The 13105-nt window shown below is 69.9% G+C and carries 13 protein-coding genes; 10 read left to right on the forward strand and 3 right to left on the reverse strand.

Features of this window, described 5'->3' with window-relative positions; translation table 11 throughout:
- Positions 1–152: 152 nt before the first annotated feature.
- Both ACI6GS_RS01200 and ACI6GS_RS01205 read left to right on the forward strand, forming a co-directional pair.
- Positions 153–1325 carry an aminotransferase gene (locus ACI6GS_RS01200; RefSeq protein ID WP_439815952.1) on the forward strand — a complete coding sequence of 391 codons (1173 nt, stop codon included), beginning with the start codon at positions 153–155 and terminating at the stop codon, positions 1323–1325.
- A gap of 22 nt (positions 1326–1347) precedes the next feature.
- Positions 1348–2721 carry a hypothetical protein gene (locus ACI6GS_RS01205; RefSeq protein ID WP_439815953.1) on the forward strand — a complete coding sequence of 458 codons (1374 nt, stop codon included), beginning with the start codon at positions 1348–1350 and terminating at the stop codon, positions 2719–2721.
- Here the strand turns inward: ACI6GS_RS01205 and ACI6GS_RS01210 are convergent.
- Positions 2716–4203, reverse strand: a complete 1488-nt coding sequence (locus ACI6GS_RS01210; protein WP_439815954.1) for a hypothetical protein — start codon at positions 4201–4203, stop codon at positions 2716–2718. The two genes, ACI6GS_RS01205 and ACI6GS_RS01210, sit on opposite strands and share 6 nt — an antisense overlap.
- A 101-nt stretch (positions 4204–4304) precedes the next feature.
- Between ACI6GS_RS01210 and ACI6GS_RS01215 the strand changes: the two genes are divergently transcribed.
- The 6 genes from ACI6GS_RS01215 (at position 4305) to ACI6GS_RS01240 (ending at position 9733) form a co-directional block, all read left to right on the forward strand.
- Positions 4305–5429 carry a toxic anion resistance protein gene (locus ACI6GS_RS01215; protein ID WP_439815955.1) on the forward strand — a complete coding sequence of 375 codons (1125 nt, stop codon included), beginning with the start codon at positions 4305–4307 and terminating at the stop codon, positions 5427–5429.
- A 28-nt stretch (positions 5430–5457) separates the two neighbouring features.
- Entirely contained in the window at positions 5458–6087 is a 630-nt protein-coding gene (locus ACI6GS_RS01220) for a 5-bromo-4-chloroindolyl phosphate hydrolysis family protein (protein WP_439815956.1), read from the forward strand.
- 112 nt (positions 6088–6199) lie between these two features.
- Complete coding sequence (locus ACI6GS_RS01225; RefSeq protein ID WP_439815957.1) at positions 6200–7222, forward strand: 5-bromo-4-chloroindolyl phosphate hydrolysis family protein; 1023 nt, start codon at positions 6200–6202, stop codon at positions 7220–7222.
- A gap of 140 nt (positions 7223–7362) precedes the next feature.
- The gene (locus ACI6GS_RS01230) at positions 7363–7752 is read left to right on the forward strand and encodes a hypothetical protein (RefSeq protein ID WP_439815958.1); all 390 of its coding nucleotides are present in this window, start codon (positions 7363–7365) and stop codon (positions 7750–7752) included.
- 32 nt (positions 7753–7784) lie between these two features.
- Complete coding sequence (locus ACI6GS_RS01235; protein ID WP_439815959.1) at positions 7785–8537, forward strand: ABC transporter ATP-binding protein; 753 nt, start codon at positions 7785–7787, stop codon at positions 8535–8537.
- Positions 8534–9733, forward strand: a complete 1200-nt coding sequence (locus ACI6GS_RS01240) for an ABC transporter permease (RefSeq protein ID WP_439815960.1) — start codon at positions 8534–8536, stop codon at positions 9731–9733. Before ACI6GS_RS01235 ends, ACI6GS_RS01240 begins: the two co-directional genes overlap by 4 nt.
- Before the next feature lie 21 nt (positions 9734–9754).
- Here the strand turns inward: ACI6GS_RS01240 and ACI6GS_RS01245 are convergent, their stop codons facing one another.
- Positions 9755–10405 (reverse strand): exopolysaccharide biosynthesis protein, encoded by a 651-nt coding sequence (locus ACI6GS_RS01245; protein ID WP_439815961.1) that lies wholly within the window; start codon positions 10403–10405, stop codon positions 9755–9757.
- Positions 10406–11497, reverse strand: a complete 1092-nt coding sequence (gene rodA / locus ACI6GS_RS01250) for a rod shape-determining protein RodA (protein WP_439818000.1) — start codon at positions 11495–11497, stop codon at positions 10406–10408.
- Between the two features lie 212 nt (positions 11498–11709).
- Here rodA and ACI6GS_RS01255 point away from each other — a divergent pair, with 212 nt between their 5' ends.
- Together ACI6GS_RS01255 and thrB are read left to right on the forward strand one after the other, a co-directional pair.
- Positions 11710–12060, forward strand: a complete 351-nt coding sequence (locus ACI6GS_RS01255) for a hypothetical protein (RefSeq protein WP_439815962.1) — start codon at positions 11710–11712, stop codon at positions 12058–12060.
- 82 nt (positions 12061–12142) lie between these two features.
- Positions 12143–13105 carry a homoserine kinase gene (gene thrB / locus ACI6GS_RS01260; RefSeq protein ID WP_439815963.1) on the forward strand — a complete coding sequence of 321 codons (963 nt, stop codon included), beginning with the start codon at positions 12143–12145 and terminating at the stop codon, positions 13103–13105.

Below are 13105 nucleotides of genomic sequence, written 5' to 3' on the forward strand. Positions count from 1 at the left end.
AACAGGGCACAGGCGGGCGGGACAACGGGAGCGCGCTTGGTCGCTGAACGCTCAAACGGATCATTGCCTGTTTTTTGTGCGGAACGCACAAGTTTCGCACATGAGGGGCCCGGACGTTGCGCCGCAGGGCCGCCGCCGCCAGGATCGCCCCCATGAAGCCCGCCAATCCGATCATTGCCAACCTTGGCACCACCATCTTCACCGTCATGTCGGCCCTGGCCGTGGAGCACGGCGCAATCAACCTGGGCCAGGGCTTCCCGGACGAGGACGGGCCCGACGATGTCCGGGCGGAGGCGGCGCGCCGCACGCTGGAGGGGCCGAACCAGTATCCGCCGATGCGGGGGCTCGTGGAGCTGCGCCGCGCCGTGGCAGAACGCTGCCGGCTCAGCCACGGCCTGGACTATCAGGGCGACGGAGAGGTACTGGTGACCAGCGGCGCCACGGAGGCGATCGCCGCCGCGATCCTGGCGCTGGTCCAGCCAGGGGACGAGGTCGTGCTGTTCGAGCCGCTGTACGACTGCTACCTGCCGATGGTGCGGCTGGCGGGCGGCGTGCCGCGCCTGGTCCGCCTGGCGCCCCCGGACTGGACCGCGACGGAAGCCGCCCTGGCGGCGGCCTTCTCCCCGCGCACCAAGCTGGTGCTCCTCAACACCCCGATGAACCCCAATGGCAAGGTCTGGCGGCAGGACGAGCTGGAGCGGCTGGCCGCCCATGTCGTCGCGGCGGATGCCTATGTCCTGTCGGACGAGGTCTATGAGCACTTGGTGCTGGACGGCCGGGTGCATCGCTCCCCCGCCCATGTGCCGGCCCTGTTCGAGCGCACCCTGCGCGTCGGATCGGCGGGCAAGACCTTTGCCCTGACCGGCTGGAAGGTCGGCTATCTCTCCGGCCCCGCAGCGCTGATCGACCAGGTGGCCAAGGCCCACCAGTTCCTGACCTTCACCACGCCGCCCAACCTGCAATACGCGGTGGCCCTGGGACTGGCCAAGGGCGAGGACTATTATGCCGGCCTGTCCAGCGCGCTGGCGGCGAAGCGCGACCGCCTGACCCGCGGGCTGGAGGCTGCGGGCCTGGCCGTGCTGCCGGTCGAGGGCACCTACTTCCTGAGCGTCGACCTGCGCTCGATCGGCTGGACGCAGGACGACGTCGCCTTCTGCCGGCACATCACGACCGAGGCAAAGGTGGCCGCGGTGCCCGTCTCCGCCTTCTATGCGGGGGACGACCCGCCGCGTCACCTGGCGCGCTTCTGCTTCTGCAAGAAGGACGCCGTGCTGGACGAGGCCAGCCGGCGCCTGGCTGCCCATTTCAAGCGCGCCGCCGCCTGACGGCCAAGCGCGGAACGCGGCGATGGCGGACAGCAGCCTGACGCGGCGGCCGGTCGGAGTTCGCCCACCGGCCCGGCGCGCGGCAGGCCCCGACCTGTGGCTGCTGCTGGGGCTGACCATGGCGGCCCTGGTGCTGCGCGTCCTGGCGGCGCGCGGGTCGCTGTGGTTCGACGAGGTCTGGACCCTGGTCCTGCTGGAGCGCCTGCCGGGGGCCAGTCGCCTGCTGGGCGCGGTCGCCCATGACAACCTGCACCCGGTCCAGGTCCTGTGGCTGAGCCTGGTCGGCCTGGACGCCGCCGCCTGGGTGCAGCGCCTGCCGGCGGTGCTGTGCGGGACGGCGGCAGTGCCGTTGGCATGGCGGGCGCTGCACCCCTATGGCCGGGTGGCCGGCCTGGTGGCGGCGGCGCTCTTCGCCGTCTCTCCGCCGCTGGTCCAGTATGGCAGCGAGGCCCGCGGCTATGCCCCCATGCTGGTCTGCGCGCTGATCGCCTTCGAGCGGCTGGACACCTGGCTGGCCACGGGGCAGCCGGCTGCGCTGCGCGGCTTCCGCGTCGCGACCGTGCTGGGGCCGCTCTGCCACCTGACGTTCCTTCTTGTCCTGGCGGGACTTGGCTTGTGGGCGCTGGGCCGGCGCGTGGGCCTGGCGGCCCTGCTGCGCCTGTTCGTGCCGGCCACGATCCTGGTCGTGGGCCTGGGCCTGCTGGCGGCGATGGCCGGGATGAAGGTCGGCGGATCGGAGCCGGGCGACTGGCTGACGGCGCTGGCCGCCGTGCTGCTCCAGGCGGTCGGCATCGCGGCCGCGGCGCCGCGCTGGCCGGCCCTCGCCCTGCTGGCGGGGCTGGCCGTCGCCGTGCTCCTGGCGCCGCCGCGCCTGCGCCCGGTGCTGGCGCTGCTGACGCTGGCCCTGCCGGCGGCCGTGGCGCTCAGCCCCCTGATCGCCTATCCGCAGCCGCGCTACTACCTGGCGCCCATCGCCTTCGCCCTGGCCGCGCTGGCGCTGGTGGCGGAGCGACTGGCCCGCCGCGGCATGCTGGGCCTGGCCTGCGCCCTGCTGGTGGTCCTGGCCATTGTCGGCGGCAGCCTGCGCCTGGACCTTGCGCTGATCGCGCTGGGCCGGGGCGACGCCACGGCCGCCGCGGCGCTGATGGGCGCCGGCCGCGTCGCCAGCGACCGCCCGTTCCGCGTGATGATGCAGCTGGAGCACGAGGCGCCGGGCCGCTTCACCCGCGACGACGCGCGGCCCGACTGGTTCGTCGAGGAGCGCGCGGACAATGGCCCGGCCGAGCCGCGCATCCTGCACGACGACCGGATCTTCGTCCTGGTCCGGCTGTTCCCACATGCCGGCCTGTCCGGCTTCACCTGGGCCGTCTACCGGCCCGAGCCACCCCCGTCATGAGGGATCGGGGCGCCAGACCTGCGTGGTGCCGATCCGCTCCGCCTTGCGATAATGGGCGGCCAGCTCGGCGCGGAATTCGGGCGAGAACAGGTCGGGCGAGGACGAGCGCACCAGGACGAGGCTGAACGCCCGCCGCCTGGGCAGGGCCAGCACGTCTTCCGCCGGCACGATCCCGGCATGGGTCAGTTCGCGGATCATCGCCGGCTCGAACGGCACGGTCCGCCCGGCGCGCAGCAGCAGCACCATGTCGTCGGACAGGATCGGCCCCGGCGTTGCCTGGACCAGGGCCAGCAGCGCATGGTCGGTGGCGGTGCCCGCAGGGTCAGCCCAGGGCCGGTGGAAGCGCAGCGCGATGCTGGCCTGCCACAGCAGGACAACAGCCAGGCCCAGCGCCGCCACCGCGTCGGCCCGGCCGCCATGCACCCTGGCGCGGCGCTCCGCCAGCCCGACAATGGCCAGCCCGACCAGCGCCGCCCCCGCCGCCAGCCAGTCGAAGAAGTAGTTCCACTCGGCGCCGACCTTCAGCACGAACAGGCCGCAGAGCAGGCCGGCCGCGAAGTACAGGGCCAGCACCAGCCGCATGAAGGCCGCTGGCTCGGCCCGGGCGCGGGCGACCAGGCCGCCCGCGCGCAGAAGATCGCGCAAGGACAGCGCCACCAGCAGGGCAAAGGCCGGCGCCACCAGTGGGGGCATGAACAGCCAACCCAGCTGCGAGGGCCGCATGCGGTTCAGGTTGTAGCCCAGGCCATGGACCAGGAACCCGCCATCCGTCAGCACCTGCAGCAGGCCCAGCACGGCAAGGCCGGCCACGACGGTGAGGGCCAGCGCCACCAGCGCGCGCCGCGGAAAGACCAGCAGCAGGGCGGTGAACCCCGCAAGGCTGGCGGCAATGGCGATCTGCTTGGTGAAGGCTGCGGCCAGGAAGCACAGGCAGGGCAGGACCAGCAGGCCCGGCCGGCCCCAGGCCGGGCGGAGCAGTGCCAGCCCGATGCTGCCGAACATCACCGCCGTCATGTCGACGCGCATGTGCACGAAGCGATGCGCCACGGGATAGAGCGACAGGAAGGCAAGCGCCGCCAGCACCGCCGCCAGCACGCGCAGCCCCCGCCCCCCCTGCCCGGCGGAGGCCTGCAGCACCAGCACAGCGATGGCGCAGACCGCGCCCAGCGTCGACAGGACCGACACCAGGCGCCCGGCCATCAGCCCGTCGCCCACGATCAGGTCGACCGCCCAGGTCAGCAGGTAGTAGACGGGGCCATAGTTGAACACCACATAGGGCAGGCCGGAGAGCGGGACATAGGCCGTGCCGCCGCGAAAGCCCTGGTACTGGGTCCAGACGGCACCCTCTGCATAGTCCAGCTCGAACGGGTAGGCGACGGCAGTGACCGCACGGCCCAGGGTGTCGACCGCGACGGCCGCCGCAAAGGCGCAGGCCAGGACCAGCACCAACAGGTCGATCCGCCGCGCCCAAGCCTGCCCCATGCCACCCCCCGAATCCGTCGCGGGGCCATCCTAGCGAAGGGGCGGCACGCGGCGACGGGCTTTGCTATGGTGGGGTCACGTGTGAGAACAGGATTGCGACCATGAGCAGCACAGCGGCCCAGCTTCCGGTCCCCTCGGCCACCCCCAACATCCAGGCGGTGGCGACGGAACTTGCCCGCGACGTGGCGGCCGCCCCGCTGACCGCGGACGAGCGCCAGAAGGTCGAGGAGATCAAGAAGAGCGTCGACCTCAACGACAGCGCCGCCGTCCTGCAATATGGCGCGTCGGTCCAGAACGGCATCGCCGAGTTCGCGGACAGCATCCTGCACACGGTCAAGGCCAAGGATTCGGGCGAGGTCGGGCAGAAGCTGACCGAACTGATGCTGAAGGTGAAGGGCCTGGACACCGAATCGATCGGCAAGAAGCCCGGCTTCTTCGGCCGGCTGTTCGGCTCCGCCGAGCGTGAGGTGCGTCAGTTCATCGCCCAGTACGAGGACCTAGGCGGGCAGATCGACAAGATCACGCTGCAGCTGGATGCCGCCAAGGACCAGCTGCTGCGCGACATCGTCATGCTCGACAAGCTGTTCGAGCGCAACCTGGAGACGTTCCGCCAGCTGAACCTGTACATCATCGCGGGCGAGGACATGGTCCGCGACTATACCAACCGAATCATCCCGGAGATGGAGGCCGCGGCCCGCGCGGCCGAGGGCAGCGACGGCCAGCTGGCGGCGCAGCGCCTGAACGACGTGCGGCAGAAGCTGGACCGCTTCGAGAAGAAGCTGCAGGACCTGCGCCTGTCCAAGACCGTCTCGCTGCAGACCATGCCGCAGATCCGCCTGATCCAGAACGGCGATACCGTGCTTGTGGAAAAGATCCAGTCCTCGATCCTGAACACCATCCCGATCTGGAAGAACCAGATGGTGATCGCCATCTCCCTCTTCCGGCAGCAGGGGGCGCTCACCCTGCAGCGCGAGGTGACCAACACCACGAACGAGATGCTGGCCCGCAATGCCGAGCTGCTGAAGACCGGCACGATCGAGATCACCAAGGAGGCGGAGCGCGGCATCGTGGACATGTCCACCCTGCAGAAGGTGAACCAGGACCTGATCTCGACCATCGACGAGGTCCTGCGCATCCAGGCCGACGGCCGCTCCAAGAGGCGCCAGGCCGAGCAGGACCTGATCCGGATCGAGACCGAGTTGAAGAACAAGCTGATCCAGGGCTGATGCCGCGCTCGATCCTGCGGACCCGCCCGTGAGGTTCCTTCGCCGTCGCCGCGACCTGGCGGCCGGGCTGGCGGGTGCGGCCGCGTTCCTGGGCCTGCACCTGCTGGCAGGCCTGGGCTTCATGCCCGCCCTGATGCTGGCGGTGGTGGGCTATGTCGGCACGCGCGTGGCGCTGGCCCCCGTCAAGGAACCCTTTGCCGAGATCAAGCCGGGCGATGCCGCCAGCATGCACGTCCCGCTGGCGACCGAGCTGATCACCGAGGGCCGGCGCAAGATCCAGCGCATGGACGAGTTGATTGCACGGGTGCGCGGGCAGGAGATCCGCGACCGCGCGCGGGTGATCCGCGACCATGCGCGTCGCGTCGTCGCCAACCTGGAACAGGATCCCGCCGACGCCAACCGCACGCGGCGGCTGCTGACCTATTACCTGGATACGGTGATCAAGATCCTGGACCATTCGATCGTGATCACCAGCCAGGGCGGCCAGGACCACGAGAGCGTTGCCCGCGTCGTCCACATGCTGAGCGAGGTGGAGCAGGTCTTCGCCCAGGCGTCGGACAGGATGCTGGAGAACGACATGATGGAACTGGACACCGAGCTGAGCCTGCTGGAACGCACCCTGCAGGCCGAGCGTCCGCAGAGCCGCCCGCGCAGCTGAGGACGCCCGCCCTGGAAAACGGGCCCGGCAATCGCAATGTGAAGACCCACGGCGCCGGCACGGCCCGCGCCGCCAAGACCAGAGCCCGCGCCGCGGGACCAAGCGAGGGATGATGCCGCGACTGCCACTGGGCCGGGCCTGGATGCTGAAGGTGCTGCTGAGGCTGGTCCTGGCCGCCGCCGGTCGGCGGGTGCAGCCGGCGGGCCTGGGCCGGGCCTTTGGCATGCCCGGGCGGGGCCGCTGGCATCCGGCGCGCGGCGCCTTCGACATGATGGTGTTCAGCCGCCGGCACCGCCGCCGCGACTGGCAGGGCGCTGGCCGTGACGACGACGACCGCTGGCTGGAAGAGGACCGCTTCACCTGGCAGTCCGCGGATGACCGCGACCGCGCGCGCCGGTCGAAGCCACACTGGACCGAGGAGATGGGCGTCCATGCCTGGCTGGCGCCGCACAAGCGGCTGCTGCCCTGGATCGTGGGGGCCGGTGCGTTCCTGGTGGGCAGCGCGATCCTGACGCCATTCTTTGGCTGGATCCCCGCGATCTGGGCCATGCGCAAGGCGCGCCAGGCCTTCCGCGACATGCCGGAGCCGCTGGACCGCCCAACCTCCGACGACCGCCGCAGCACGGCCCGGCGCGAACGCGCCGAGGCGCGCGCAACCCCGGCGCCGGCAGCGCAGCCGGCGACGCCAGCGACTGCCGACACATCCTTCGCGGCGGAACTGACGCAGGAGGCGCGGCGCAAGCTGGCCCGCCTGGAGGACCTGCTGCCGCGCATCCGCCAGCCCGACATTGCCCGCCGGACCGAACGCATCATCACGTTGGCCGAGGGTATCGTCGCCAATGTCGAGCGCGATCCGGGCGACGCGAACCGCGCCCGCCGGGTGCTGACCTTCTACCTCGACAGCGTGATCAAGATTGTCGACCACGCCCTGGTCATCGCGAGCCAAGGGCCGGAGCACGAGAGCCTGAAGCGCATCCCCGCGGCCCTGGCCGACGTGGAGGAAGTGATGCGCCACCATGGCGACCGCATGCTGGAGAACGACGTGCTGAACCTGGACACCGAGCTTGGCGTCCTGGAGCAGACGCTGAAGGCCGAACGGCCGGTGGGCCGCAGTCGCCCGTCCGGCGGAACCTGAACCCCGCCCGACCAGGGTGGCACCCGACAGCGCAGGAAATCGTTAAGGACGTCGCGCCAGACTGTCCCCCGAGATTGATTGCGCGGGCCCCTGGTGGGATCGTGGCGCCCACCGGTTGCCTTCATTCGGGAATGCCTCACATGCGTCGCCTTGCTTTCGCCACCCTCCTCAGCCTGGGCCTTGCCGCCGCCACCTTTGCCGGCCCGGCATTCGCCGCCCATCCGATGGAGGGGACGTTCGCCGTCCAGGGCGCCAATCCCGGTGCGACCGGTGAACCCTATGGCGGCACGGTCACGGTCAAGTTCAGCGGCGAGGTCTTCGACATCACCTGGACCATGGGCGACGGCACCGTGACCGGGACCGGCATCCCGCTGGGCGACACGCTGGGCGTGGCGTTCAAGAGCCCGGACGGCAAGGAGCTGGGCGTGATGATGCTGCTGCTGAAGCCCGATGGGAACCTGACCGGCAAGTGGGCCACGGTCGGCGGCGCCCGCCTGGGCGACGAGGATTGGATCCGCAAGCCGCAATAGCTCCTTCTCCCCGCCCCGCTCCAAGAGGTCCAATGATCGAAGTTCACGACCTGGCCAAGGCATTCGGCCGCGTCCAGGCCGTCGATGGCCTGAGCGTCCTGGCCCGCGATGGCGAGATCACGGGCCTGATCGGGCCCAACGGGGCAGGCAAGACGACGACCTTCCGCGTGATCTATGGCCTGTTGAAGCCGGACCGCGGCCATGCCCAGGTCGACGGCCTGGACACGACGGAGCAGCGGATCGAGGCCCAGCGCCGGCTGGGCGTCCTGCCGGACGTGCGCGGCCTGTATCCCCGGCTGACCGCGCGCGAGCACATCCGCTACTACGGCAACCTGCACGGCCTGTCCGGCCCGGCGCTGGAGGCGCGGATCGAGGAACTGGTGCAGCGCCTGGGCATGGCCGAGTTCGCCGACCGCCGGGCCAAGGGCTTCTCCCGCGGGCAGGAGCTGAAGGTGGCCCTGGGCCGCGCCCTGGTCCATGCGCCGCACAACATCATCCTGGACGAGCCGACCAACGGCCTGGACGTCGTGTCCAGCCGGGCCGTGCGGCAGCTGATCCGCGAGATGCGCGATGCCGGCCACTGCATCCTGCTGTCCAGCCACATCATGGCGGAGGTGCAGGCCCTGTGCGACCGCCTGATCATCATCAGCCATGGCCGCAGCCTGATCAGCGGCACCCCGGACGAGCTGCGCGCCCTGACCGGGGCGGAGGACCTGGAGGATGTCTTCGTGCAGGCGCTGAATCCCAGCCTGGGCCTGGGCCTGCCGCGGGCGGCCGCCCTGTGAGCGCGGTGACCGCGCCCCGTCCGCGGCGGGGCCTGCTGGGCCTGGCCCCGACCGTCTTCCTGAAGGAACTGCGCGACAACCTGCGCGACCGGCGCAGCCTGGCGCTGGGCCTGATCTATCCCCTTCTGGGGCCGATCCTGCTGAGCTTCCTGCTCAGCGTCGCCGGCAACACGCTGAACCGCCAGACGGGCGTGCGCATGGATGCCGGTCTGATCGGCGGGGAGAACAATCCCGCCCTGGTCGAGATGCTGCGCGAGCAGGGCTTCGACCTGGCGCCGCCCGGCGACGACCCCGCGGCCGAGGTGCGCGAGGGTCGCCTGCCCGTGGTCATCGTCATCCCGCCGGACGCCCGCACCAGCGAGCGCTTCACCGTGCGCCTGATCGTCGATCCCACGCGCGTGGCCAACACCACGACGACCCTGGCCGCGATCGGCGCCATCAATGCCTTTGGTGCCACCATCACCGCGCGCGAGATCGAGTCGCGCGGCCTGGATTCCTCCGTCCTGAAGCCGATCGCGATCGAGCAGCAGCAGGTCGGGCGCAAGGCCAATGTCGCGACGTTCTTCTACAACATGATGCCCCCGCTGATCATCTTCATGATCTTCCTGGGGGGCGTGTACATCGCGATCGATTCGACCGCGGGCGAACGCGAGCGCGGCTCGCTGGAGCCGCTGCTGACGGCCCCGGTCGAGCGCTGGGAACTGCTGCTGGGCAAGTCGGCCGCGGCCTTCACTTTCACCGCGATGACGACCCTGGTGAACGTGGTGGCCTTTGCCGTGCTGCTGCACTGGGTTGCCGCAGGGTCGCCCGGCCTTGCGGCACCTCCCGCGCTGACGGCGTTCCTGGCGCTGTTCGCGATCTCGATCCCGCTGATGGCGCTGGCGGTCAGCCTGCAGATGTCGATCTCCGCCATCACGCGCAGCATGAAGGAGGCGCAGATCTATCTGGGCCTGCTGCCCGTCGTGCCGGCCATGCCCGGCATGATCATGGCCTTTGCCCCCATCGCGCCGTCGGCCTGGATCGCGGCCGTGCCGGTGTTCGGGCAGATGATGCTTTATAACCGCCTGATCTCGGGCGAGTCGGTTGCGCCGCTGCACATCGCGATCTCGGCCCTGTGCACCCTGGCGCTGGCGGCGCTGCTCTTCCGCTGGGCGACCCGCCTGTTCAAGCGCGAGAAGCTGTTCTTCCTGGGCTGACCGGACCTGAACGGCCAGCCATCAGAACAGGCCGGTCAGCCAGCCCGAGAGGGAGGCATACCACTCGACCGCCAGGTGGCTGAACTCGATCGCGGACCAGATCAGAAGGCCGATCGCGATCACCCCCAGGACGATCCCGATCAGCAGGACCAGGCCGTCATGCTCGATCTGCCCTGCCGCCAGAACCACGATCGCCAGGCTGAGGGGCACGTTCGTGAACGGGAAGGGCGTCGACAGCAGCAGCGCCAGGACCAGGATCAGGACGGCGATGACGCGCTCCTGCACGTCGCCCACCATGAAGGGCAGGCGCGGCCGCAGCAGGCGCTCGATCCGGCTGAGCACCGGCAGGCTCTTCTCGATGAGCGAGCGGAAGTCGCCGCGGTCGAAGCTGCGCCGCCGGATGAAGCCGGGCAGCCAGGGATGGCGCGCGCCAAACACCAGCTGCAGCGCCACCAGCGCCAGCGGCAGGCCGGCAATGGCCGAGACGCCGGGCGGCGCGATGGGCAAGGTGCAGGGCAGCGCCAGCAGAAGCATCAGGATGCCGAACCCGCGATCGTCCAGCCCGTCGACGATGTCGCCCATGGAGATGCGCTTGCCGTCGCCGCGTTCGCACAGGGCCAGCAGGACGTCCGACGTACGCTGGGCGTCCGCGCCCTTGAAGGTGACCTTCATCTAGCTGAGCTGGTCGATGCGGCGGGGCAGGCGTTGTTCCCTGTGGATCGAGACGCTGAGCAGCAGGCCGCAGGCCAGCATCATCGTCATCATGGCCGACCCGCCATAGGAGACCAGTGGCAGGGGGATGCCGACGACGGGGATGAGGCCCATGACCATCGAGATGTTGATGAAGACATAGAGAAAGATCTGGGTCCCGATGCCCAGCGCCACAAGGCGCCCGAACTGGTTGCGGCAGCCAAGGCCGATGGCGAAGCAGTAGACCAGGACCAGGACATAGAGCGACAGCAGGAACAGGCTGCCCACGATGCCGAACTCCTCCGCCAGCTGGGGGAGGATGAAATCGGTCTGCGCCTCTGGCAGGAAGTTCAGCTGGCTTTGCGTGCCCTGGAGATAGCCCTTGCCGAAGATGCCGCCGGAGCCGAGGGCGATCATCGACTGCAGGATGTTGTAGCCCGCCCCCAGCGGATCGCTGCCGGGGTCGAGGAAGGTCATCACCCGCCGCTTCTGGTAGTCGTGCAGGAATTCCCAGCCGATGGGCAGGGAGGCGAGGCCCGCGCCGATCACGATGGCGAACTTCCACAGCCGCACGCCGGCCAGGAAGAAGATCGCCCCGCCGCCCAGCAGCAGCAGCATGGCCGTGCCCAGGTTGGGCTGGCGCAGGACCAGGGCGACCGGGAGCATGACCAGGAGCAGGGGCGCCACCAGGCTGCCCATGCGGCCCACCTGCTCCGCCGTCAGGCCGTGGAAGTAGCGGGCCAGCGCCAGGACCAGCGCCAGCTTCATGATCTCTGACGGCTGCAGCTGGAAGACCCCCAGGTCGATCCAGCGCTGGGCGCCCATGCCGATGAAGCCCATCAGCTCCACGCCCACCAGCATCACCATGGTGATGCCATAGATCCAGTAGGCGAAGCGGGCCAGCAGGCGGATGTCGATCATGGCGACCGTGAACATCACCACCAGGCCCACGCCAAAGCGCATCATCTGGCGCCCGGCCCACGGGTCCCAGGCCCCGCCGGCGCTTGAATACAGCATCATGCCGCCGATCCCGGCGATCATGCTGACCAGGAGGACAAGCCCCCAGTTCATCATGACGAGCTTGGCCCCCAGGGTGGGGCCCGCCTCCCGCGCCAGTTCGCTCGCCACCCGCCGTACTCGCACCAGATCCTGCAATGGCCCCATCATAGCAGGATCGGATCGGCACCGGACCTGCCTTGTCCGCGCACCCGGTTGCGCAAGCGCGCACGGCGCCCCACCTTCTGCGGCACGGGACATGTCCCCGTCAGAGAAAGGTCGCGCGCACGATGAACCCGTTCCACCGCACAGCAGGCCTGACCGCCTTTGCCGCCTTTGCGCTGTGGACCCTGTTCTGCGTCGCTGCCTATGCGCTGGTCGGCTTCGCCGGCAACCTGCTGACGCCCAGTGCCGATCCGTCGGGGGGCGTTTCCGACATCCTGGGTTTCCTGACCGGCGTCGGCTTCTTCACCGTCTTCGTCGTCTGGATGGTCGGCAGCGGGGTCATCGCGATCAGCTGGAAGATGGCGACCAAGATGCTGGAAAGCTCGTACGGGCGGCAGTTCCAGGATCGCTTCGACACCATGCGCGACGTCACCCCGCCGCGCCGCACCTGGCAGCAGGAACCCCGCGACCGCTGACGCAAGGGCCGCACGACCTTTCGGGTGACGTGGCGGTGGCGCTTGGGGCAGACTGCGCCGCGTTACGCAATCTGGCAGGGTCATGGCGGTCTATACCGAGGTGGGGGACGAGGACCTGTCCCGTTTCCTGAGCGACTACGACATCGGCACGGCCGTCAGCTTCAAGGGCATCGCCGAGGGGGTCGAGAACTCGAACTTCCTGCTGGAGACGACGCGCGGCCGCTACATCCTGACCCTCTATGAGAAGCGCGTGGCCAAGGCCGACCTGCCCTTCTTCCTGGGGCTGATGGATCACCTGGCCGCACGCGGCCTGGCCTGCCCGCAGCCGGTGCATGGGCGCGACGGGCGCGCCCTGCGCGAACTGGCAGGCAGGCCCGCCGCGATCGCCACATTCCTGGAAGGCATGTGGCCGCGTACGCCCACGGCTGCGCAGGCGGCGGCGCTGGGTGCCGGCATGGCCGAGCTGCACCTGAAGGCGGCCGATTTCACGATCGCCAGGCCCAATGCGTTGAGCGTCGCCGGCTGGCACGATCTGGCGCCGAAGTGCCTGCCCCGGGCCGACGAGGTGGAGCCTGGGCTGGCGCGCCTGATCGCGGAGAGCCTGGCCGAGCTGACGGCGGCATGGCCGGCCGACTTGCCGGTGGGCGTCATCCATGCCGACCTGTTCCCCGATAATGCCTTCTTCCTGGGCGACCGGCTGACCGGCATCATCGACTTCTACTTCGCGTGCAATGACGCGCTGGCCTATGACCTGGCCGTCGGCCTCAATGCCTGGGCCTTTGCCGGGGATCGCGATTTCGAGGTGGAACGCGCGCGGGCCATGGTCGCCGCCTATGACGCCGTGCGGCCGCTCGCGGAGCGCGAGCGTGCCGCCCTGCCCCTGCTGGTCCAGGGGGCGGCGCTGCGCTTCCTGCTGACGCGGCTCTATGACTGGCTGAACCAGGTGCCGAACGCCCTGGTGCGGCCCAAGGACCCGCTGGAATACGCCGCCAAGCTGCGCTTCTGGCGGGCCGCCCCCGATCTGGGAGCGCTGCTGCTTGGCTAA

This window comes from Zavarzinia sp. CC-PAN008 (assembly GCF_051903925.1).
In the GTDB taxonomy this organism is placed as follows: domain Bacteria; phylum Pseudomonadota; class Alphaproteobacteria; order Zavarziniales; family Zavarziniaceae.